The following is a 20,973-nucleotide window of genomic DNA, read 5'->3' on the forward strand; positions in this document are numbered from 1 at the left end:
GGCTTACGGCGTACTCATCCTCAGATCTGCCGATCATGAAAGGGGCATCGGGGCGTTTACCGAGGTCCCTCCACTTTGTGGCTTCAGGTCCATGGAACACCTGGGTCTGTTGGGGGTCAACTTGGTGGGATCTATATCGGTAACCACCCATCTGCCTGAAGGACACCTACGGTGGAGGCCCATCTATCTATTCAGGACTCGTCGGCGCCGTGGCGGTCTTGAGGCAGCTGGCGACGTAGCTGGCGCGGTCTCCTCCGTTCCATTTGTGCCAGGAGTGAGCGGTGCCGTCTGCGGCGCCCAGGAGGTCGGCGAGCATCTTCCAGTGGACCGCGCCGACGAGTGCCAGCCAGGCACCGTTACGTGCCTTGCCCGCGCTGGGGACACCGAGGCGCTGGAGGCGTCGTTGCAGCGTATTCGAGCTGAGCGGACGGGAGGGGCGGAGGCCGGGAAAGAGAAAGGGGGTCTCCTGGTCTTTGAGGGGCGCGGACAGAGGGTGGCGTTCGTGGACGAGTCGTTGGAGGAGGGCTGACAGGCGCGGGCGGAGCCAGAGTGTTTCGCGGCCGAGCTGGAGGCCCAGGACCCCGGGTTCGTCGGGGTGGATGTGGACCTGGGTGAGGGTGAGGTTGACGATGCGGTCGGTGCTCTGGCCGTACTGCAGGACGAGGCAGCCGGCGACGCGGTCCGCGAGCGGCAGGCTCTCGTCGGTTTCCAGCCTGAGCGCGGCGAGCACGCGGTCGGTGTCGTTCATGATGGCGCGTTCACCGTGCCTGCTGGAGGTGGCGATGGCAACGTCAGCGGGTGCGAGGCCGCAGGTCGCGGCCCAGAGGAGGAACGGCCGGGCGTAGTGCTGGGGGGTCGGGTTGGCGACGAGCCACCGGTCGATGAGGTGCTGTGTGATGCTGTCGAGCGTGCGCCCGCGGCTGCGGAGGTGGCCGAGGAGGAGCCGGGCGGCGTTCAGCTGACGACGCAGGTGCTCGCGCTGGAAGCGGGTGAAGCCGCTACGGCTGACGTGCTGGTGCGCGAGGGGCATCAGGTGCCAGCGCGCGTAACGCGCGAGGAGCACCCGGTCCGGCGTGGTGGTGCACTCGTCGAGGCTGTGGGCGAAGTCTCTTTTCAGCTGGGCAAGTTGCTCTTCACGCGGTTCGAGGATCTCGGCCAGGACGAGCAGGCCCCGCAGCTGCTGGACGGAAGTGGTCTGGCGCAGTGCGTCGAGGGCTTCGTGGGTGCACGGGAGCTTTCCGTTGACCATGTCGCGGATGAGCTGGCCGCCGGGCCGGCGCAGGTAGAGGATCATCGAGTAGGGGTTGTCGTACCTTTCCAGTAGTTCCGCCAGCGGCGCGAGCCGCTCGCACAGGCGGCCGTCTGCGTCGGTGAACGCCTCGGCGAGGACGAGTCGGCCTCGGCAGGGCAGGCACTGCCCTTGGAGGAGGCGACCCATCCCTGCGCAGGTCGGGCAGCGGTAGGAGAAAGTGACGCCGGCGCACTCGGGGCACAGCGGCCCGTTGTCCTCGCGGCGGAACACTCCGCCGAGCTGTCCGCAGCGGTGGCACTGCTCGTGGGTGAGTCGGACCGCGTCGACGCAGGCGAGGCAGACGGGTCCTTCCGGCCAGCGGCGCTCTGCTCGGGCCGGCGTTGCGCAGCGGGTGCAGGGCACGATGGCGGCGGAGTAGCACGGCATGCAGCGCGGTGTCCCGTCCCCGGTCGTCACGGGGGCCGAGGGCCGGGTGCCGCAGTCGCCACAGAGCGGCCCGGGTCGCACGCTCTCCCAGCAGCGTCCGCACCAGGGGCCGCGCTCGTCGCGGGCGGTGACCACGGCGCGGCGTCCGCATCCGGTGCAGGGCTGTGCCTGGTCCGCGCGGCGGCAGCCGTCGCACCACGGCTTCCCGTCCTCGTCGCGGTAGACGGCGAGTTGGAGGCGCCCGCAGTTGACGCAGGGATGGCGTGGTGTGGCCTGGCGGGTGCAGGCCCGACAGATGCCCGTACTGAGGATGCCGATCCTTCTGTTCCGGCCGCACTGCGGGCACAGGACGATCGGCGCCCGGCGGTTGTCGCATTTTTCGCACAGCGGTCCGTCCTCGCTGATGCGGCTGGCCGGTCTGGCGTCGCCGCAGTCCACGCAGTGGTGCAGCGGGCGGGGGTGAACGTGCTGGTAGCAGGCTCGGCAGACGGGGCTGCCGTCGTCCTGGCGCAGGCCGACCGGTTTGGTGAGGCCGCAGCGTGAGCACGGTTCGGCGAGGTGGTGCTGGCGGCAGCGCGTGCACCAGGGGCCCTCCGCGGTGCGGGCGGCTGGGACGACCAGCTTGCCGCAGGCCCAGCAGGGCTCGTTGGGTAGGGTCTTGCGGTGGCAGCCGGTGCAGATGACGGTGCCGGCGGGGGTCTTCCTGACGGCGATCCTGGCCTGTCCGCAGGTGTGGCAGAGCTGCGGCTTGCGGCGTTCGCGCTGCCAGCACCGGTGGCAGACCGGCTGGTCGGCGCGGCGCTCGGCGACGGTTCCCGGCCGGGCGCAGAGGGAACAGGTCTCCTTTGGGCTTGTCGCCCGGTGACAGGCGTGGCAGAGGCCCCTGCTCCTGATGGCCTTGTCCCGGCCGCACCGGACGCAGGTGGCGGTCTTGGTCATGGTGGTCCGTCAGCCTTCGACGTCGAAGAAGTCGTCGGACAGCAGCGGCATGTCCGGGACCACGGGCCGGGGCCCTCGCGCGGCGGGTTCCGCGGGGGCGGCGTCGGGCTCGATCTCGACGGCGAGGTCCTCGAACGTGCACTTGAGGATCTTGCAGAGCGCCAGGATGAGTTCGACGGGCATCTTGGGCGGGCGGTCAGCCTTCACGAGCCGGTAGATGTTGCTGCGGTCCAGGTCGAAGCCGTACTTCCTGAGTTCCGGTGCGAGCTTGGTGGTGGTGTACCAGTTGCGGCGAAGCGCCATGAGCTCGCGCAGCCGCCACTCGTAGCGGGGCTGGAGGGCTTCGAGGGCGCTCCTGGCCTGCGGTTCGTCGCCGTGCGGTACCGCTTTCACCGGGTCCTCCTCGAACCGCCGGAGCGGGACTGTGCCGTCTGGTCGCTGAAGTCGTCGTCCATGTCCGCCTCGGCGTCGGCCACCGCGAAGGCGCGGGCCAGGGCCGCTTCCTCCGCCGCGTCGAGACTTTCGCGGACCTTGAGGTTCTTGAAGTCGTTGCTGAGCGCGGTGTAGATCGCGGTGGTCGCGGCGTGCGAGTGACCGACCTGGTCGGTGACGAACTGGCCGTCGTAGCCGGCCTCGATGAGCCTGGTCACGTACGTGTGCCGCATGCAGTGCGGGCCGAGCTGAGCGGGCAGTTTGCCCAGCTCACGCCAGTGCTGGAACCGCTGGTTCACCGCGCGTTCCGAGATCATCTCGTTGCGCTCGGTGGGGAACATGACGCCGTCGTCCGGGCGGTCGCTGTAGAACAGCGGGCGCACGTTCTCCATGTACAACTGCACGGTGCGAACCGCCCATGGCCATACCGAGATCACCATCCGACGCTTCGGAGGCTGTCCGGCGCCGGCCTTCCCCCAGCGGACCGCCAGCCCCGCGTAGTCCCCGAACTCGGGCAGCTTCGCCTGACGCCGCCAGTCGTGGGTCTCCAGCCGGGCCGTCTCCCTGCGGCGCAGGCCCCAGCCGTACATTGTCGTGAACATCGCCAGGTCCCGGGCCGCGGCGAGCGCTCCCTTGTGGCCCTGTTCGCGCAGACGCTTGATCTCCGGGTCCATCTGCCCGAAGAAGGTCTTCACCTCTGCCCTGGTCAACGGCCGGTTGCCACTGGGCTGGCCGATGTACTCCTGCGCGTGTCGGACCGCGTTCAGATCCCTCAGCGCGAAGCCGGTGAACGTCCCGAAGGTGCTCAGGCACACCTGCGGCCACTCGTAGGCCGGATCGCTCAGGTAACTCAGGTAGAGCGCAAGGTCGTTCTGATACTTGCGCATCGTCGACGTCGCGACGGTGTCCGCGAGCATCGCCGACCAGCGGTCGAACAACCGCCTGTCCCAGACCGGCTCCCACGGATACCCGCCGGACATCGCCTGGACCTGGCGCGCGATACGAGCCCTGGTGTTGACCGTGTCCCAGGACAGCCTGCGGGCCCGCTGATGGTCCGCGAAGCCCAGCAGCGTCTTCTCGAAGACGGCCTCCTCGGGGCGGAGCATCGCCACACCCGGCAGCACGTGCAGCGTCGCGACGCCTGGAACAGCTACCGAGCCTCCTGCGGCACTTTGACCCATCTGTCACTCTCCGTGTCTGGTACAGGGCCTCACCTTTCACGCGGTGATGCGCAGAGCGCAACACTGATGCGGTAGTTGCACCACGATCGAGGGAATCGCAGGCCAACCCGCACGCGGAGCTGACGGACCGTGATACAACTCGACCCAACCGGGCAACGCACGTTCTGCTGGCCGGGGGTAACACCGCCGGCCTCGTGGTGCGCGTGCCGCAACATTGCTCGAAGTCCCGCGCCCGCTCGGCTGCCTCGTCCCGGCTCAGGCCCAGGACGTGCACGGGCGCTTCCATCACGTTCTCCAGCACCTTCATGTGAGGGAAGAGGTTGAACTGTTGGAAGACCATGCCGATCCGGCGGCGCGGCCCGGCGAGGTACTTCTCGTCGGCGGGGACCAGGGTGTTGCCGGCGCCCGCGGGCATGTGGGAGAAGGGTTTCCCGTTCACGTGGATGGTGCCTTCTGTGACCCGTTCCAGGGTCATCAGCAGGCGCAGGATGGTGGTCTTGCCCGAGCCGCTGGGCCCGATCAGGGTGACCTTCTCGCCCCGGGCGACCCGTAGGTCGAGTCCGTCGAGGACGGTCTGGATGCCGAACCGCTTGATGACGCCCGCGAAGCGGACCATGTCCACGTCCGCGGCTTGTGTTTCACCGGGCAAGGCGTTTCTCCAGTCGTCTCATCAGCACGGAGGTGGGATAGCTGGCCAGAAGGAAGACCGTGGCGGCCAGGGTGAAGGCTTCGAGATAGGCGAAGTGCACGCTGCCGTACTCGTTCGCCCGGTGGACCATCTCCTGGACGGCGATCACCGACAGGAACGGGGTCTCCTTGAACATGGAGATCACGTAGTTGCCCAGGGCGGGGAGGACGTTGCGCACCGCCTGCGGGAGGATGACGGCCCGCCACACCCGTCGCCGGGGCAGCGACAGCGCGGTGCAGGCCTCCCACTGGCCCCGGGGCACGGCGTCGATCCCCGCGCGGTACACCTCGCAGGTGTACGTCGCGTAGTGGATGCCGAGCACGGCGATGCCCAGGGTCAGCGCGTTCAGCCCGGGGACGAGGACCCAGGCGGCGAACAGCTGGATCATCAACGGCGTCGACCGGACGAAGTCTGCGATGACCCGAAGGGGCAGAGTGACCCAGCGCGTCGGCGTGCGCAGTGCCACGGCGAGCACCAGGCCCAGCAGCATCGCGACGGCCGAGCCGAGGACGGTAGCGAGCAGTGTGATCCCGAAGCCGCTCAGGACTACCGGCAGGCCCTCGCGGGCTGTTTCCCAGGACCACATCAGGAACCCCCCGGATCTTGGCCGAGCCGGGTCTTCGCCGCTGATTCGGCCGCCCTCATGAACGAGTTGAGTACGGCGGCGATGGCGTAGTAGATCACCAGGACGGCGAGATAGGCCTGGGCGGTGCTGCCCGTGAGGGACCTCAGCTGGTCCATCTCGAAGGTGAGGTCGGCGATGGTGATCAGGGACAGCAGGGGAGTGGCCTTGAGCAGCTGGATGAGCAGGTTCCCGAACGGCGGGATCATCTGCACCCAGGCCTGGGGCATCACGACCCTGATCATGCGTTGCCGCGGGCTCATCCCGAGGGCCACGGCCGCCTCCCACTGGGTCCGGGGGACAGCTTCCAGTGCGCCGCGGACCACTTCGGATCCGTAGGCGCCGAAGTTCAGCCCGAAGGCGACGACGGCGCAGGCCATGGGCTCCAGACGGAAGCCGAGCACGGGCAGGGCGAAGAACAGCCAGAACAGCTGTACGTACAGGGACGTGCCGCGGAAGAACTCGACGGTGAACCGGGACGGTCCCCGCACGAGCAGCCGGGTCGAGCGTGTCAGGAGTCCGAAGGCGAAGGCCACGATCAGCGCCACGGCCGCGCTGAGCGCGGTGGCGAGGAGGGTGACCGCCACGCCTTCGCCGACACTGGGCAGGGCGTGAACGAATTCCTCGAAGAAACCGGTCATGTGCGGTGCTCGTCAGACGGCGCAGAGGTCGACGGTGCGCAAGGTGGGTGGCGGTACCTCTCGCGCGGTGAACCCGTACTGGCCGATCAGAGCGACGTAGCGGTCCGGATCGCCGGTGATCTTCGCCAGCTCGCCGTTGAACGCGTCGCGCAGGGCCGTGGAGCCGGGCCGGAAGACCGCACCGCCGGGGCTGTACTGGGGTGTGCCGTTCAGGTCCGGCACGAACGGCTCCAGGACCTCGACCGGTGCTTCCGCGTTGGTCTTGGCGAGCCAGCGCAGCGAGATGCCCGTCAGCGCGAAGGCGTCGATCCGCCCGGCCACCAGCGCGTCGAGCCCGTCCTGCTGCTTCGCGAGGGACTTGACCGAGGATCCGCCGACACCGGCCCCCTTGGCGTACGTCGCCTCGACGGCGGCGGTCAGCACCCCCACGGTGACCCCGGTGGAAGCCACCGACTTCAGGTCGCTCAGGCCCTTGGGGTTGCCCTTGGGCACCATCAGGGCTGTCGGGGAGACGAACTCGGGCTCGGAGAAAGCGACTTTGGCGCAGCGTTCCGGGGTGATCGCCATGCCGGCGCTGACGACGTCGAAACGGTCGGCCAGCAGTCCAGGGATCAGCGCGCCGAAGTCGGTGAGTGTGGGGCGCATTTCGGCGACCCCCAGGGCGGAGAAGATCTCCCGGTGCAGGGTGGGCGCCTCGCCGGCCAGCCGGTTGCCGTCCTTGAACCCGTACGGGGCCTCGCCCGCGAATCCGATGCGGACGTACCCCTGTGCGCGGAGCTTCTCCAGCAGCTTCCCGTCGTCGGAAGGAGCTCCGGTGCCGACCTGGGTGCGGCTGCACGCGGCCACCAGACCCGGAGCCAGGACGGCGCCCCCGAGCAGCGCCGTTCGGGAGAAGAACCCTCTTCGGGACAGGGCCTTGTGCTGGGGCATCTCGTTCCTTTCGGTGGCCGGTCGAGCGGGAGCGGGGCCGGCCGGTCCGGTTCGTGCCGGACCGGCCGGCCGGATCTGGTCGGATCGGTCAGCCCACGGGGGTGAAGTCCTGCGAAGCGATGTACGCGGGGCGGCGCACCGGGGCCGCGAAGGGCTTCACGGGCCGGTTCTCGACGCTGTTGAACACCAGGAACACGTTGCTGCGGGGGTACGGCGTGATGTTGTCGCCGGACCCGTGCATCGCGTTGCAGTCGAACCAGGTGGCGGATCCGGCCTTGCCGGTGAAGAGCTTGATGCCGCAGGCCGAGGCGAACTTGGTGAGGGCCTCGTCCGACGGGGTGCTGGCGTCCTGCATCTGGAGGGACTTCTTGTAGTTGTCCTTCGGCGTCGCCCCGGCGCAGCCCAGGAAGCTCCGGTGGGAGCCGGGCATGATCATCAGCCCGCCGTTGGTGGCGTAGTTCGGGGTCAGGGCGATGGACACCGACACGGTGCGCATGTTCGGGAGGCCGTCTTCGGCGTGCCAGGTCTCGAAGTCGGAGTGCCAGTAGAAGCCGCTGGCGCCGAAACCGGGCTTGACGTTGATCCGGGACTGGTGCACGTACACCTCGGAGCCCAGGATCTGCCGCGCGCGCCCCACGATGCGCGGATCGGCCGCGAGGGCCGCGAACACCTCACTGATCCGGTGCACCTCGAAGACGGAGCGGACTTCACGGGACTTCGGCTCCACGATGGACCTGTCATCGGCGAGCGTCGAAGGGTCGCGGAGCAGTCGGTCCATCTCGGCCCGGTAGAGGTCCACTTCGTCGGGCGTGATGAGCTGGTCGACGGGCAGGAAGCCGTCGCGCTCGTAGCTCTCCATCTCGTGGGCCCACATCGGGCCGGGAGTGCCGGGCTCGGACCACACGACCGGGTCCTTGCGGCCGATGAGCACCTCCTCGGAACCCCGCGTCGGATACAGGTCGGTGACGGTGCGGGTCGATGCGTTGGTCATGGTGGTGCCTGCCTCTCCTCTCTTCGCTCTCAGCTGTCGTCGGATTCGGTGAGCAGCGGGTACACGCCGTTCTCGTCGTGGTCCTCCCGGCCGGTCACCGGCGGGTTGAAGACGCACAGGCAGCGGAATTCGCGCGTCACGCGCAGGGTGTGCCGCTCGTGGCCGTCGAGGAGGTACATGGTTCCCGGCGTGATGGTGTAGATCAGGCCCGTCTCCTCGTCCTTGAGTTCGGCCTCGCCCTCCGTGCAGACCACGGCCTCCACGTGGTTCGCATACCACATGGATGTTTCGGTGCCGGCGTACAGGACGGTCTCGTGCAGCGAGAAGCCGACGCGTTCCTTGGCCAGGACGATGCGCTTGCTCTCCCAGGTGCCGGACGCGGCCCTGACGTGGCGGTCGGTTCCCTCGATGTCCCGGAACGAGCGGACGATCATGGTGGTGCCCTTCGTGGTGCGTGCGTACGTTGTACGGGGGTGCTGGTCAGGCGGTATCGCGGACGGAGCGGGCCAAGATGTCCAGGCCCTCGTCGAGTTCGTCGGTGGTGATGGTGAGGGGCGGGAGCAGCTTCACCACCTCGCCCTCGGGGCCCGAGGTCTCGATGAGGAGACCGTGCTCGAAGGCCCTGCGGCACACTGCCGCGGCGCGTTCCGTGTGGGTGAACTCGATGCCCCACACCATTCCGCGACCGCGGTAGGTCGCCCCCAGCCGACCGTGTTCGGCACACAGTTCGCGCAGCGCGCTTTCGACGTGGCCGCCTTGGACGAGGGTTCGCTCGCGCAGGACTCCGTCGCCCCAGTACGTCTCCAGGGCCGCGGTCGCGGTGACGAAGGCCGGGTTGTTGCCGCGGAAGGTGCCGTTGTGCTCGCCGGGCTCCCACAGGTCGAGTTCGGGCTTGAACAGGCACAGTGCCATGGGCAGTCCGTACCCGCTGATCGACTTGGACAGCGTGACGATGTCGGGCGTGATGCCCGCCTCCTCGAATGAGAAGAAGTCGCCGGTCCGGCCGCAGCCCATCTGGACGTCGTCGACGATCAGGAGCATGTCGCGGCGCCTGCACAGATCCGCGAGGGCGCGGAGCCATTCCGCCCGGGCCACGTTGATGCCCCCCTCGCCCTGGATCGTCTCGACGATGACCGCCGCCGGGTGGTTGAGGCCGGAGCCCTGGTCCTCCAGCAGGCGCTCGAACCAGAGGAAGTCGGGGGTTTGGCTGCCGAGGTACTGGTCGAAGGGCATGGGAGTGCTGTGGACCAGGGGAATGCCGGCGCCGGCCCGTTTGAAGGCGTTGCCCGTGACGGCGAGAGAGCCGAGCGACATGCCGTGGAAGGCGTTGGTGAAGGACACGACGGCCTCGCGGCCCTTGGCCTTGCGGGCCAGCTTCAGGGCGGCCTCGACGGCGTTGGTGCCGGTGGGCCCCGGGAACATGACTTTGTAGGGGAGGGCGCGCGGTTCCAGGACGGTGGACCGGAAGGTCTCCAGGAAGGTTCGCTTGGCGGTCGTCGACATGTCCAGGGCGTGGGTGATGCCGTCCCGCTCGAGGTAGTCGAGGAGGGCCCGCTTGAGGACGGGGTTGTTGTGGCCGTAGTTCAGGGATCCGGCGCCCGCGAAGAAGTCCAGGTAGCTGTGGCCGTGTTCGTCGTACAGCCGGCTTCTCGTGGCGCGCTCGAAGACGACGGGCCAGGCGCGGCAGTAGCTGCGCACCTCGGACTCCACGGTCTCGAAGACGGACAGGACCGGCTCGGTCATGGTCAAGGCGATTCTCCAGTGGGTGTTCGGTGGTCTTGCGGCGGCCGGTGGCATCGGCCCGGGGCACTTGTCGAAGGGAGCGGTGTCAGAAGTGGAGCGGCCCGATGCGGTGGAGGACCTCGGCGTCGTGCCCGCTCTCGGGGAACTCGTCCGTCCTGAAGAGCACTTCGCGTGTGAGAGTGGCGCCGTGCCGTTCGGCGTACGAGGCGAACAGCCGCTCCGAAGCACGGTTCCCGGGCGAGACGGTGGCTTCCAGGTGGTCCAGTCCGTGTTCCGCCGCCACGCGGGTGGTGAGGCTGTCGAGCAGCGTCCCCGCGACTCCCAGGCCGCGGATGGATTCGTCGACGGCGATCTGCCAGACGAGCAGTGTTCCGGGAGCTTCGGGCCGGAGGTACCCGCTGACGAACCCGACGGTTCGCCCGGAGGGGTCACGGGCCACGGCGGACGTGCCGGCGAAGTCACGGCACCAGAGGAGATAGCTGTACGCCGAGTTGAGGTCGAGCGTCCCGGAATCGCGCGCGAGGCGCCAGAGCAGTGGGCCGTCCCCGGGGCGGGGGCGGTCGATGCGCATCGTGAAGGGGGTCGGAGCGGTCGGGAGGTGCTTTCTGTAACGGGCCAGTTCTGCATGAGCAGTCATGCGGGCCGAAGTTACCCAGGGATGGAGTAAATCGCATGGGCCTAGGGGGTTATGTCAGATGGTTTGATGGTGATATTAGAGCGCACCCTTCGGGGGTGCAGAGGTGTGGACCGTGAGGTCATATCCGCATGAAGAATCCAGATATTTCCACCCGACCTGCGATTTTGTAACGACAATATAACGTCTTTGCTCTGTGCCACATTTTCCACCTGAACGTTATGCGTTTGTCGGCGGCCTGAGGGTTTCGTCGCTGACTGGATGGTTAGAGGTGCGGCATACGGCGAGGGTCAACACCTGCTCCCAGGGACCGCGGGGAACGCCGGGGCCTACGCGCTGGTGGGGATGGGGGCCGTGTTCGCGGGCGCTTCCCGCGCCCCCATCACGGCCGTGGTGATCCTCTTCGAGCTCACGGGTGAGTACTCGATCACCTGCCGCTGATGCTCGCCATCGTCCTTGCGGCGCTGACCAGCAAGCTGCTGTCGCGCGATACGATCTACACCCTCAAGCTCCGGCGTCGGGGTATCGACCTGGACGCCCCCGCCCCGGGCGCGCCGCTCGGCGGCCAGCGGCTCGCCCGGGGCTGGAGAAGGCCCCGGAACCGCTCCTGGCGGCCTGTGGTCTCGCCACGCGGCAGAGTTTCTGTCCCGGTCACCGCACGGGGTCCTTCCAGTGGTGGATTCCGAAGGCGGATTCCGCGGGGCCTTGACGGCTCAGGCCGTCGCCGAGCTGCTCGCCGAAGCCCCCGACGACGCGAAGGGTGCACGGAAGACCGCTGCGGAGCTGGCAGAGCGACCGCACCCCCTCACATCGGACATGAGCCTGGGGACGGCTCTCCACCTCCTCGTCTCTTCTTCGGGAACGGGCCTTCCGGTCTTCGACACCGAAGACGGGCACCTGGTCGGGTGGCTCACCCGTCAGAGCGCCCAGCGGGCTCTCCACCCCGATTCGCCGAGCGGGGCGGGGCCGGGTAGGCACGGGGGAGAGCCCAAGCGGTAGAAAGAGGTATGACCGAACTACCGCACGCCGATGCGTCCCCACCGCGTGTGGATGACGCGGCCGACGTCGACGACGTGACCCGCGCCCTCCTGACGGCCTCCCGGCTCCTCGTGGCAGTCTCCGCCCGCTCGCTCGCGGCGGCCGAGGACAAGGTCACGCTCGCGCAGTTCCGCATGCTGGTGGTGCTGGCCACCCGGGGCGCGGCGAAGCTGGTGGTGCTCGCCGAAGCCCTGGGGGTCAACCCCTCGACGGCGATGCGCATGGTCGACCGCCTGATCGCGGCTGGACTGGCCGACAGGCGGCCCAACCCCGAGAACCGCCGCGAGACGATACTGACAGTGACGCCGGGCGGTCTGCGGCTGGTGGAAGAGGTCACGGCCCGGCGCAGGGAAGAGATCGCGGCCATCGCCGCCCGCATCGATCATGGCCAGCGAGCCGCCCTGGTCGACGCGCTCACCGCGTTCAACGCCGCCGGCGGGGAGCCCACCGTACGCGATGGGGATGGCTCGCTCTTTCCTCTGGGGTGGAGCGAACCGGTGCAGCGCCGGAGCGACGGGTAGGCGGCGGCTCGGGGACCGGCTCTGGCCGCCGGATCCTGCGTCAAGGGCGGCGGATCACTCCCGCGGCCAGACCGGCCGCCAGGGCAAAGCCGAGCAGGATTCCCACGGGCCAGAGCCCCGAGCCCGCCAGTCGGCTGAGCAGGGCGAGCATGACGGCGGTGACGGCGACGGCCGTGGCCGCGAGCCGGATCGTGTGCCGCGGGCGGTGTGAACGGCTGCGCTCGCCTGCTTTGAGATCGGTGACGGCGCCACGGAGCGCCAGCACGGCCACCGCGAGGGCGGCGCACAAGAGTGCCGTACCGACGGCCGTTCACCTCCTCTGCTCTCGGAGTACCTCGTACGACCAGGCCGCGCGCCAAGAAGCAGGAGGGGTGTTGACGTTAACAGGGTGGTCCACGGCGCGGTCCAGCGTAGTCAGCCACCTCGGTACGGCCATCGGACCGGAGGTTGGGATGGCCTCGCAGCGCCGAGGCCAGGGCCGGGGTGGCTCTGGCTCTCACCTGCCCTGATCGTCGCCTTCGTCGCTGGGACGGCGCTGCTCGGGCAGGCGCACCGTTGACGTCCCTGGCGAGGGTGCTCGGACTGGGTCCTGTGACGCGCTCGCATGGCGCGGCGGTTCGCCGTCTTCCTGCCGGCAGCGCAGCAGCAGCATCGCCGCGTCGTCGTGCAGAGGTCCACCGACATACGCCACCACATCCTCGCGCAGCGCATCAAGCGCGCGCTGGGGGTCGGGGTCCGACAGCAGGCCGCTCTGCTCCCCCAAGGGGTAGAAGGCGCCAAGGGAATTCCTGGCCTCCGAGACGCCGTCCGTGTAGAGGAGCAGCTGGTCTCCGGGGCCGAAACCGACGCTGTAGGGCTCGGGGGAGTCGGAGGCGGTCCAGATCAGGCCCAGCGGTGGGGCGTGCTGAGGGGGCTCCGGAAAGGCTGCGGGGCTCCCCGGCCGGACGAGCATGGCGGGCGCGTGACCATAGTTGAGGAACGCGACATCGCCCCCTTCCGTGATTTCGGCCAGCAAGGCCGTGACGAACTTCTCGCCGTCCCCTTCGCCCTCCAGGGAGCGCTGGACGGCACGCTCCACCCTGGCGCCTACGCCGCTCAGTCGGGGTTCGTCGTGTGCGGCTTCCCGGAAGGCGCCGAGCACGGTGGCGGCCGTCTCGACTGCCTCCAGACCCTTGCCCTGGACATCCCCGATGATCACCCGCACGCCTCCGGGCACTGGTACGACCTCGTAGAGGTCCCCGCCGATCCGTGCCTCGGCGACGGCCGAGGTGTAGGAGACCGCGGCGCGCAGGTGCCCGGCGCTGCGCGGCACCGGTCTCAGCAGAACCCGCTGCGCGGCCTCCGCGATCGTACGGACGCTTGCCAGCTCTCGTTCCTGGCGGGTGCGCACCACCGCGGCGGCAACCCCGGCGACGGTCACCCCTGCCACCGCTACCAGGGCGGTGTACCCGCGGCGGTTCGGGAACAGACCGTCGTAGAGCCCGAGCGCGCAGCAGAGGGCCATCGCCGCGGCCCCGATGGTGGCGGTACGGCGCCAGCTGCCCGCCAGACCGGCGAAGGCCGGCCCAAGCGACACGAGGGGCAGCAGGCCGACGCCCGGTCCCGCGGTGACGTCGGCAGCTGCGACGAGGGCCATCACCACGAAGGGGATCGCGAGCAGCGCGGGTTTCACCGGGACACTCCCGGAACGATGGACATCCACGTCGTACTCCCGGCTCCTCGTCGGCGCGGCGAACGCGGCACCCGTCCATTTCGATCGACACGGGCAGGGCGGTTGATGCGTGCTCCGCCACGTGTCACGTTTAGACTATGCAAAAGTTTGCCCGGCGAACCACATCGCTATGCCACCGCTACCCACCCGCTGTATTCCTCAGGGCGATGCGGAACTCGGGGGCCATGTGCTGATGGCGCGCCGCCGTTCCCGCCCCGAGCCACCCACAGGCTGGCGCCGCGTCGTCGCCCGGCTCCCGATCGCCTTCTACCGGATCGGCCTCGGCCCGGTTTTCGGCAAAAGGATGCTCATCCTCCAGCACACAGGACGGCTGTCCGGCCAGACCCGCGAGGTGTGCCTGGAAGTGGTGGCCCACGATGGGCTCCGGGGAAGCTGGACGGTGGCCTCGGGGTTCGGGACCGCCGCGCAGTGGTACCGGAACCTGCGCCACATCCCCAAGGTGACCATCCAGGTCGGGCGGACGTTCTACCCAGTCAATGCCCACTTCCTGACCGCAGAGGAAGGTGCCGACGTGATGGCCGCATACACCGCCCGGCACCCGCGAGCCGCACGCGCACTATGCCGCTACCTCGGCCTGGACAATCCGGCGGACGGAACGGACCTCTTCCGGGAAGCCGGACGCAGGATCCCGTTCGTGCGTCTGGACGAGGTGCCGCCCCGCTGCTGGCGCTGAGAGCTCAGCGCTTCAGGGAACCCGAGCCCAGCATGACCAGGCCGGTCGTGAGGAAGGACAAGCCGATCGCCAGCTCCGGGAAGCCGCGGGCGGGGAGGGCGTACAGGACGACGGCGGCCACCGTGAACACGAAACCGATACCGACAGCTGTGACGGCCATGCGGAACTCGGTGACGTTCCTGCGGAACCAGGCGAGGACATTCACATCCGGCATGGGTGGTCAGCTTTCTGTCCGGGAAGAGGTGGCGCGCCGTGCACACCTGTACGACCGCATGAGACAGGCTACGGCCGCGAGGCTGAACAGCGGTGCGGCTGCGGTACAGACCATCACGACCGTTGCCGGCGCGTTCATCATGCGGGGGAGCGCGTTGAGTGGCACCAGGGCGTACAGGAAGAGTGTTGCCCACGCGTACGGCAGAGCGGTCGAACGGTCGCCGAGACGGGGAGGGACCCAGCCGGCGAAGATCGCCACCGGAAACGGGAGCAGGAGCAGGGTCGAGGCGAGCAGCGCGAGGGCGTGGTACGCCGGGTTTCCGTTCATTGGGGCCTCTCCGGTACCCGCCCAGACTAGATGGCGACGTGCCACGTTGTGAATGCCGGACACCGGCAGGACCAGACAAGTACGCACTCGTAGTGATCGCGGCATCCGTCGCCGTATCCGCTCCCCACGCTGGCTGCGCTACGCCGCAGTTCAGCCCGCGGCTGTGGGCCAGCCGAGCAGGCGGGCGCCGATCACCGCGGTGCGGAGGGCGTAGCGGTTGGACGGATCGGCAGGATCGGCCCCGGTGAGGCTCCGGATGCGCTCCAGCCGGTAGGTCAGCGCCCGCACGCTCAGCGACAGGCGGCGCGCGGCCTCGGTGGCCACGCATCCGCTGTCGAAGTAGGCGGTGAGCGTATCGATGAGGGGTTGGGCGCCGCCCCGCCCCGCGCCGTTCGCAGCGGACCGAGCGTGGTCTCCACCAGGTCGGCCGTGGCTTGCCGGTCGCGGGTCAGGACGGGGTGGACGAGCAGGTCGACGGCGTGCAGCACGGGCCCGTCGAAGCCCGTCCGCTCGGCGAGGTCGAGGGCGCCGAGGGCTTCCTCGTAGGAGTGGACGACTCCTCCGGCGCCGGGGTGGGAGCCACCGATGGCGACCTTGCCGCCGTCGGTGGCCGCGTACGCCTGCTTGGCGAAGAAGGCCAGTACGTCGGGTTGGTCCCCGGGGGCCACGCAGATCAGCCGGCCCCCCTTGGTGGCCAGAAGGATCCGTCGGCCCGGGAAGCGGGCCAGGACCGCCGTCTCGATGCCCCGGGCCACCCGGAAACCGTCGCCCTACGGCTCGGGGCCGACAGCTACGGCCACCGCATGGGCCTGAGAAAGACGAAGGCCGAAGTGCTCGGCCCGTTCAGAGAGGCGGCCGAGATCACTGCGCACGTACAGGAGGTCGTCGACGAACTCGCGGCGCGCGGCCTCTTCTTGACGGATGGCCTGTTGCTGGGCGCGCTCGTAGCCCTCGACGAAGGCGTCCACGGCCTGTTCCACCACCGCAAGCAGTCCACCGGGCGACGAGGGAACGGGCCGTACTGTCTGCACCGCCGCCAAGTGATTGCGTATCAGGCCGCGCAATGGGAGGCCGGACGGCATGCTCCCCTTCCGCGCGTGCCGTTCGGTACGTCACGCACTTCCCCCAGTCCTGACGCGCCCATGACGCTTCCTTGACGCGGGCACCGGAGTGTCACGTTCCGCGAGCGCTTCCGTCATCGGCATCAGGAGCGCGTAAAGACTGCCGGTCACCGGCAGTGTGTGTGGGCGCGGAACGCGGCAGGATCAGGGCACGGGGGAACGCACTACCGCCCGGATGCCGAACCATGGAAATGGGGGGCGGTATCCGGGCGGTAATGCGTGGGCCTTCTTCGAGGCTGGCGCTCAGGTCGCCGAAGGGCCCTAAGAGGTCAGTGCTGCCGGGAGAAGAACCAGACCGCGACCGAGACCGCCAGGACGAGTGCGCCCAGGGCGGGCGGCAGCAGGCCGGGGCCGGGGTGCAAGTACAGGAACGTGCCTGCTGCGGCCAGGATTGTTCCGAATGCACCCAGAGGCGACACCACCGACCCGGTGGGGGAGGGTCGGGGCATGGCGCGTCTCCTGGCAGGGAGGAACAGGGGCGGCCATGAGCTGCCCGGCCGGACAGGCATCGTTGCTCCCGTTCCGTCCAGCGTCGTACGCATTCCGGGTCGAGCGGGACGCCGTGGCCGACGTGGAGCTTCGCGGAGTCGGTTCGCCGGTTTGCCGGGGATTGAGGCCTATGAAGGAGTTGGCCACGAGGTCGCCCGCCTCCGTTGTCGGCGAGGACGGAGACGGAGCCCGCGGTGCGAACCGGGCGTGGGCATGATGCGGGCCTGGAGCACGACCGTCCGTCCCAGTGGAAATGGCTGTCGAGGCTGCGCTGACAGTGAAGACCCTGCCCTGGAATGCCTGGCCAGATGGCCGGCCGAGCCCGGGCCGGCCGCGCATACCCGGCGGTTCGCGGTGAGGGGCCGTCCGGGGGAATCCGCAGTCCCGAGCGCACCACCGGCACGGCGTGCGGCGAGACATGGGGTATGACCGCTCACGAACACCGCGCCTGGAGCAGCGGCTCCTACGCGCGGGCGCTCCAGACTCCGCAGCGAGCCCTGTCCCTGTGCGACGCGCAGGGCTGGTGCCTCTCACTGGACCTGGAGCGGTGGTCCGCCCAGGCGGATGCGGGCGACGCCACGGTGCTGCAGCGCTGCGTCGGCCGGGTGCTGGACATCGGGTGCGGTGCTGGCCGGCTGGTCGAGGCACTGGCGGGACGGGGTCACCACGTCCTCGGCATCGATGTCTGTCCATCCGCCGTGATCACGACCGTGCGCCGGGGTGGCTCCGCCCTGAGCCGGTCAGTCTTCGAACCCCTCCCCGACGAGGGCCGGTGGGGGACGGCGCTGCTGATCGACGGGAACATCGGTATCGGCGGTGACCCGCAGCGGCTGCTGCGCCGGGTCCGGGACCTTGTGCGCGAGGAAGGCATCCTCCTGGTGGAGACCGCTGCCGGGGACGTGGACGAACGTCGCCGCGTCCGCATTCATGCAGGAAGCCGGCCCGTGAGCAGCGTCTTCCCGTGGGCCACGGTCGGCACTGCGGCGCTGAGCCGACACGCTGCCTCTTCGGGATGGGCCGAGGCCGAGCGCTGGAAGAGTTCCGGAGGCCGTCACTTCGTCGCGCTGCGCGCCTGCCGTTGAGCCCGGCTCCAGCGCCAGGTCCGTACGAACAGGACCGCGGCCGAGGCCGCGAACAGCGCCGCGGTGATCAGCAGCCACCTGGCCAGGAAGCCGTCCGCGGGGAGGGCGGTCGCGGCGGTGTAGTGGCCGACCTGGCGGAAGACCAGCGGCCACCAGACCAGCAGCAGGACGCCGGAGACGAACGCGGGTACGCGGACGTAGTTCACGCTTACCCGCCGCGCGGGCCGACCGTCGTCGGGGCTCGGGGTGAACAGGGCCTGTACGGCCCGGTCGGTCAGCGAGTACAGGGGGAGGAGTACGAGATCGTGCAGGAGGGCCGCCCCGACGAACCACACGGCCACGCCGACCGCGTCCCCCTCGAACAGACGCAGACCGGCGTAGAGCGCGAGGGCGAAGGAGACGAGGACGAGGAGCAGGTGCAGGGGGGAGGCGCCGTAGCGGCGCCGGAACGCGGTCGGGGCACTCATGCGGGCTCTCCGAAGGTGAGGCGGGTGACCCATTTGGTGTTGTGGACCCCCGGAGCCCCCGCGACGATGGCCCGCGCCGGGTAGCCGTGGTCGGCGGAGAGGATCGCCCCGTTGACGCGGACGGCCAGCAACGAGCGGCTGTCACGGACCTGGTGGTCGCTGAGCACGGCCGAGCGGAACGAGCCGCCACGCTGCACCGACTCGACGAGGACCTCGGGCGTGTTCACACCCAGCCCGACGAGTGCGGCCAGATCGGTGAGCCGGACCCCGCCCCACCGCTGGTCGGTGGTGGACCAGCCCTCCACGCAGGCGATGGGCAGGGCCGACTCGTGCTGGGTCATCGCGAGGAGCTGCTCGTACGTCAGGTCGACCTGACGCCCCGGGCCGCGTACGGTCAGCCGCCACGCGGGGCCGACGTCGCTGGGCCGGATGCCGACCGAGGCAGCGGTCTTGTTGATCTGGAACCCGTTCGGGCCCGAACCCGGGTCCCGGCCGTGAGGGGCCAGCAGCGCGGTCCGCCGCCACCATCCGCCGATGCTCTGCCCCGCCGTGACCACCAGCAGCGCCACCGAACCGAGCCCCACCATGGCCATGGCGCCCCGGCGGGAGATGGTCGGCGCCGCGGGTCTCGGCGCGACCAGCCCGAACGCTTCCTCGCTACCCGCCGCAGGTTCCCCGCGTCGCGGCCGTACGGCCCGCAGGGCTCTGGGCAGCCGGAAGGCCACGTGGACGACGAAGGCGCCGATGAAGACCCAGGCCCCGTAGAAGTGCAGGGTGTAGAAGGAGCCGGGGAAGATGTAGTGGAGCTGGATGTTGAGGATGCCGGTGACGAACTCGAAGCCGGCGCCGCCGACCAGCAGGAGCAGCGACAGGCGGTCGAGTGCGTGGCTGATCGAGCGGATCGGTGGCCACTCGAACAGCTTCGGGATGACCGACCACAGCTTCGCCAGCAGGACGGGCACGAGGACGATGCCCAGCGTCACGTGGACGCCCTGGGTGAGCCGGTAGAGCCAGTACGGGGAAGTCGGCCACGAGAACAGGTAGAAGCCGAGCCACCCCTTGTTCGGTGTCTGGTCGTTGACCGCCGCGAGATCGGGGTTGTACGCCGCGTACGACAGCAGGCCCGTCACGAAGAGCACCGTGATCCCGAACAACAGGACCAGCCCGAAGAGCGAGGTCAGCCGCGGACCGCGCAGCGGGCTGCGCCAGAACTCCGGACGGGCCGGCCCCGGGGGCGGCCCCGCCCGCGCAGGCGAACGTACGGCCTTGCCCGGCCGCGCCAGCGGACCAGGCCCTGATGTCTCGACGTCCGGATGCGCGGTTCCCGGAGTCTTGCCGGGCGAAGCTCGAGCCGCGGCGGGTGCATTGGCGTCTTCCGTCCCTCCGACAGCCGGGGGTGGCACGTCATCCGGCGGCTCGTGTCCGACGCCGCTCGCACCCATCGGGCACCTCCGCATAGACCCGGACCATCTCGTCTGTGAGAGATCGGTCTTCGGAGAGAACATGCCGCACCGCAGCTAACCCCGCACCGACGACACGCCAGGGCTGTTCGTTCGTGCACATTCGAATGGTCCTGCGAGCGTGCAGGGATCTCGGCATTGCGCGGGGCCCGAAAACTGACTCGGGCGGTCGCTCCATCCATCTGTGCATCCGAACGAAAGGAAAAAAGTCATACCGGGCAAGGAGGTCACTGTCGGTCGGCAAGGACCTGAGATGGCCGATCGCGCGTGCACTGCTGTCCGTGGATGCTGCCACGTACGCGGTGGGTTTGAGGCCGACCCCGTCGACTTGGGAGTACTGATCGACAACTGAGGCACCCGCACGTCGCTCGGAGGCGCGATGGGAAGTCGAGAGGCCTCTCGGCGCAGGCGGTGGTCGTTACTTGGGAATGGTGGAGGCGACATCGTCCAAGATGGCGTCAGTGACGAGGCCGGTGTCCTCCAGCACATCCATGTGGTCCTGGACGGTGGTGTTGGCTTGGGCTGCGAGCCGTCGTACCACGGAGTTTTTGGTGGATGCGCGAACCTCGCCGATGGTAATGAACACCTTGCCGTGGGAAGCCCGGAGCAGGTCCACGAAGAGTTGGTCGAAGTCGCTGCCTCGGGCTTTTCGCAACTGGTCAACCCAAGCTTGCTGTTCGGCTGTCGCCAGGTCGGGGATGGGCACTTGGAGTGCCTGGGAGTCCTCGCGAACCAGTTGGTCGAGCTTGCTGTGTCCCTCGAGCAAATGCAAGCCGGCCCGTTTGATCGCTTCGCTCGATGCGTTTGTCTGGGCGAGGCGGCCGGCCGGTATCTCCCACAGTCCGGCCTGTCGGACTTTGGTGAGGAAGGTTTTGTCCAGTTCGGTGACTGCGTCGGTGCTGGCCGCCTGAGGTGCTGTCAGACCGGAGGCCGCCGTCGGGAGGTTAGCGGAGACCGACTCGTCGGCTGAGCTGTTCTTGAGTGCGAGCCATGCGGTTGCAGTGGCGATGACCGCCACGAAGGCGACTGCCGCGGCGGTCAGGCGGCCACGGCGACGACGGGACGGGGGGCGGGTGCTGCGTGCATGAGATTTCATCATGCCTCCTGGAGTGCACGACGGTTCGCCGGTGCCGGCACCGGCGCTGTGGTGCCCGGAAGTTTTGGGCACGGCCACGCTAACCTTTGCTCTAGGCAAACGAATTGATTTGGCGATGATGCGCAAAAATGGGAGGTGGGCGGCGGCCACCGGATAGCATCCCGGCCCCTCTCGCGGCCCTGCTCGGCGCGAATCCTGCATCCTCGACGGTCACGACCGAGGGAGCAACACCACGCACAAGTATCTGACCGAAACCACTAACTGACACCCCCAC

23 protein-coding genes and 2 pseudogenes are annotated in these 20,973 nt (G+C 69.1%); 5 read left to right on the forward strand and 20 right to left on the reverse strand.

Annotated elements, in window-relative coordinates; genetic code table 11:
* Positions 1-187: 187 nt before the first annotated feature.
* The 11 genes and pseudogenes from OG594_RS35855 to ectA form a co-directional block, all read right to left on the reverse strand.
* Positions 188-2,617 carry a hypothetical protein gene (locus OG594_RS35855; RefSeq protein ID WP_266606537.1) on the reverse strand — a complete coding sequence of 810 codons (2,430 nt, stop codon included), beginning with the start codon at positions 2,615-2,617 and terminating at the stop codon, positions 188-190.
* A gap of 9 nt (positions 2,618-2,626) precedes the next feature.
* Positions 2,627-3,010: a helix-turn-helix transcriptional regulator gene (locus OG594_RS35860; RefSeq protein ID WP_266606538.1), complete on the reverse strand. Its 384-nt coding sequence runs from the start codon at positions 3,008-3,010 to the stop codon at positions 2,627-2,629.
* Entirely contained in the window at positions 3,007-4,230 is a 1,224-nt protein-coding gene (locus OG594_RS35865; protein ID WP_266606539.1) for a site-specific integrase, read from the reverse strand. The genes OG594_RS35860 and OG594_RS35865 overlap by 4 nt, the downstream gene beginning before the upstream one ends.
* 223 nt (positions 4,231-4,453) lie before the next feature.
* Positions 4,454-4,846 (reverse strand): annotated as a pseudogene (locus tag OG594_RS35870) (ATP-binding cassette domain-containing protein); the annotation flags it as partial.
* 22 nt (positions 4,847-4,868) lie between these two features.
* Positions 4,869-5,504 (reverse strand): ectoine/hydroxyectoine ABC transporter permease subunit EhuD, encoded by a 636-nt coding sequence (gene ehuD / locus OG594_RS35875; protein ID WP_252310223.1) that lies wholly within the window; start codon positions 5,502-5,504, stop codon positions 4,869-4,871.
* A complete protein-coding gene (ehuC, locus tag OG594_RS35880) occupies positions 5,504-6,181 on the reverse strand; it encodes an ectoine/hydroxyectoine ABC transporter permease subunit EhuC (RefSeq protein WP_252310224.1) in 678 nt (225 codons plus the stop codon). The genes ehuD and ehuC overlap by 1 nt, the downstream gene beginning before the upstream one ends.
* A 12-nt stretch (positions 6,182-6,193) precedes the next feature.
* Complete coding sequence (ehuB, locus tag OG594_RS35885; RefSeq protein ID WP_252310225.1) at positions 6,194-7,111, reverse strand: ectoine/hydroxyectoine ABC transporter substrate-binding protein EhuB; 918 nt, start codon at positions 7,109-7,111, stop codon at positions 6,194-6,196.
* Between the two features lie 88 nt (positions 7,112-7,199).
* Positions 7,200-8,102: an ectoine hydroxylase gene (thpD, locus tag OG594_RS35890; protein ID WP_266606540.1), complete on the reverse strand. Its 903-nt coding sequence runs from the start codon at positions 8,100-8,102 to the stop codon at positions 7,200-7,202.
* A gap of 29 nt (positions 8,103-8,131) precedes the next feature.
* Positions 8,132-8,536, reverse strand: coding sequence for an ectoine synthase (locus tag OG594_RS35895; protein ID WP_252310227.1), 405 nt, complete (start codon positions 8,534-8,536; stop codon positions 8,132-8,134).
* Between the two features lie 46 nt (positions 8,537-8,582).
* Positions 8,583-9,851: a diaminobutyrate--2-oxoglutarate transaminase gene (gene ectB, locus OG594_RS35900; protein ID WP_266606541.1), complete on the reverse strand. Its 1,269-nt coding sequence runs from the start codon at positions 9,849-9,851 to the stop codon at positions 8,583-8,585.
* Between the two features lie 79 nt (positions 9,852-9,930).
* The gene (gene ectA / locus OG594_RS35905) at positions 9,931-10,416 is read right to left on the reverse strand and encodes a diaminobutyrate acetyltransferase (protein ID WP_252310642.1); all 486 of its coding nucleotides are present in this window, start codon (positions 10,414-10,416) and stop codon (positions 9,931-9,933) included.
* A gap of 324 nt (positions 10,417-10,740) precedes the next feature.
* Here ectA and OG594_RS35910 point away from each other — a divergent pair, with 324 nt between their 5' ends.
* From OG594_RS35910 to OG594_RS35920, 3 genes are all read left to right on the forward strand, one after another.
* Complete coding sequence (locus tag OG594_RS35910) at positions 10,741-10,920, forward strand: chloride channel protein (protein ID WP_266444463.1); 180 nt, start codon at positions 10,741-10,743, stop codon at positions 10,918-10,920.
* Positions 10,921-11,154: 234 nt separating this feature from the next.
* A complete protein-coding gene (locus OG594_RS35915) occupies positions 11,155-11,478 on the forward strand; it encodes a CBS domain-containing protein (RefSeq protein WP_266606704.1) in 324 nt (107 codons plus the stop codon).
* Between the two features lie 8 nt (positions 11,479-11,486).
* The gene (locus OG594_RS35920; protein ID WP_266444465.1) at positions 11,487-12,038 is read left to right on the forward strand and encodes a MarR family winged helix-turn-helix transcriptional regulator; all 552 of its coding nucleotides are present in this window, start codon (positions 11,487-11,489) and stop codon (positions 12,036-12,038) included.
* A 40-nt stretch (positions 12,039-12,078) separates the two neighbouring features.
* On the opposite strand, the gene OG594_RS35925 is transcribed toward OG594_RS35920, so the two are convergent.
* Together OG594_RS35925 and OG594_RS35930 are read right to left on the reverse strand one after the other, a co-directional pair.
* Entirely contained in the window at positions 12,079-12,327 is a 249-nt protein-coding gene (locus tag OG594_RS35925; protein WP_266444468.1) for a hypothetical protein, read from the reverse strand.
* A gap of 207 nt (positions 12,328-12,534) precedes the next feature.
* Positions 12,535-13,674, reverse strand: a complete 1,140-nt coding sequence (locus OG594_RS35930) for a PP2C family protein-serine/threonine phosphatase (RefSeq protein ID WP_266445569.1) — start codon at positions 13,672-13,674, stop codon at positions 12,535-12,537.
* Positions 13,675-13,942: 268 nt separating this feature from the next.
* Here OG594_RS35930 and OG594_RS35935 point away from each other — a divergent pair, with 268 nt between their 5' ends.
* Positions 13,943-14,443, forward strand: a complete 501-nt coding sequence (locus OG594_RS35935) for a nitroreductase family deazaflavin-dependent oxidoreductase (protein ID WP_266606705.1) — start codon at positions 13,943-13,945, stop codon at positions 14,441-14,443.
* Between the two features lie 4 nt (positions 14,444-14,447).
* On the opposite strand, the gene OG594_RS35940 is transcribed toward OG594_RS35935, so the two are convergent.
* The 4 genes and pseudogenes from OG594_RS35940 to OG594_RS35955 form a co-directional block, all read right to left on the reverse strand.
* On the reverse strand, positions 14,448-14,657 hold the full coding sequence (locus OG594_RS35940; protein ID WP_266444474.1) for a hypothetical protein: 210 nt from the start codon (positions 14,655-14,657) through the stop codon (positions 14,448-14,450).
* 6 nt (positions 14,658-14,663) lie between these two features.
* Positions 14,664-14,984, reverse strand: a complete 321-nt coding sequence (locus OG594_RS35945; protein ID WP_266606542.1) for a hypothetical protein — start codon at positions 14,982-14,984, stop codon at positions 14,664-14,666.
* 150 nt (positions 14,985-15,134) lie between these two features.
* A pseudogene (locus OG594_RS35950) lies at positions 15,135-16,060 on the reverse strand (PucR family transcriptional regulator); the annotation flags it as partial.
* 314 nt (positions 16,061-16,374) lie between these two features.
* The gene (locus OG594_RS35955; RefSeq protein ID WP_266606543.1) at positions 16,375-16,554 is read right to left on the reverse strand and encodes a hypothetical protein; all 180 of its coding nucleotides are present in this window, start codon (positions 16,552-16,554) and stop codon (positions 16,375-16,377) included.
* 465 nt (positions 16,555-17,019) lie between these two features.
* Here OG594_RS35955 and OG594_RS35960 point away from each other — a divergent pair, with 465 nt between their 5' ends.
* Complete coding sequence (locus tag OG594_RS35960) at positions 17,020-17,676, forward strand: bifunctional 2-polyprenyl-6-hydroxyphenol methylase/3-demethylubiquinol 3-O-methyltransferase UbiG (RefSeq protein ID WP_252310234.1); 657 nt, start codon at positions 17,020-17,022, stop codon at positions 17,674-17,676.
* On the opposite strand, the gene OG594_RS35965 is transcribed toward OG594_RS35960, so the two are convergent.
* From OG594_RS35965 to OG594_RS35975, 3 genes are all read right to left on the reverse strand, one after another.
* A complete protein-coding gene (locus tag OG594_RS35965) occupies positions 17,646-18,143 on the reverse strand; it encodes a hypothetical protein (RefSeq protein WP_266444480.1) in 498 nt (165 codons plus the stop codon). The two genes, OG594_RS35960 and OG594_RS35965, sit on opposite strands and share 31 nt — an antisense overlap.
* Positions 18,140-19,339: a molybdopterin-dependent oxidoreductase gene (locus OG594_RS35970; RefSeq protein ID WP_266606706.1), complete on the reverse strand. Its 1,200-nt coding sequence runs from the start codon at positions 19,337-19,339 to the stop codon at positions 18,140-18,142. Before OG594_RS35970 ends, OG594_RS35965 begins: the two co-directional genes overlap by 4 nt.
* Before the next feature lie 682 nt (positions 19,340-20,021).
* The gene (locus OG594_RS35975) at positions 20,022-20,849 is read right to left on the reverse strand and encodes a DUF4142 domain-containing protein (RefSeq protein WP_266606544.1); all 828 of its coding nucleotides are present in this window, start codon (positions 20,847-20,849) and stop codon (positions 20,022-20,024) included.
* Positions 20,850-20,973: the final 124 nt, after the last annotated feature.

The organism is Streptomyces sp. NBC_01214 (genome assembly GCF_026340975.1).
Classification (GTDB): domain Bacteria; phylum Actinomycetota; class Actinomycetes; order Streptomycetales; family Streptomycetaceae; genus Streptomyces.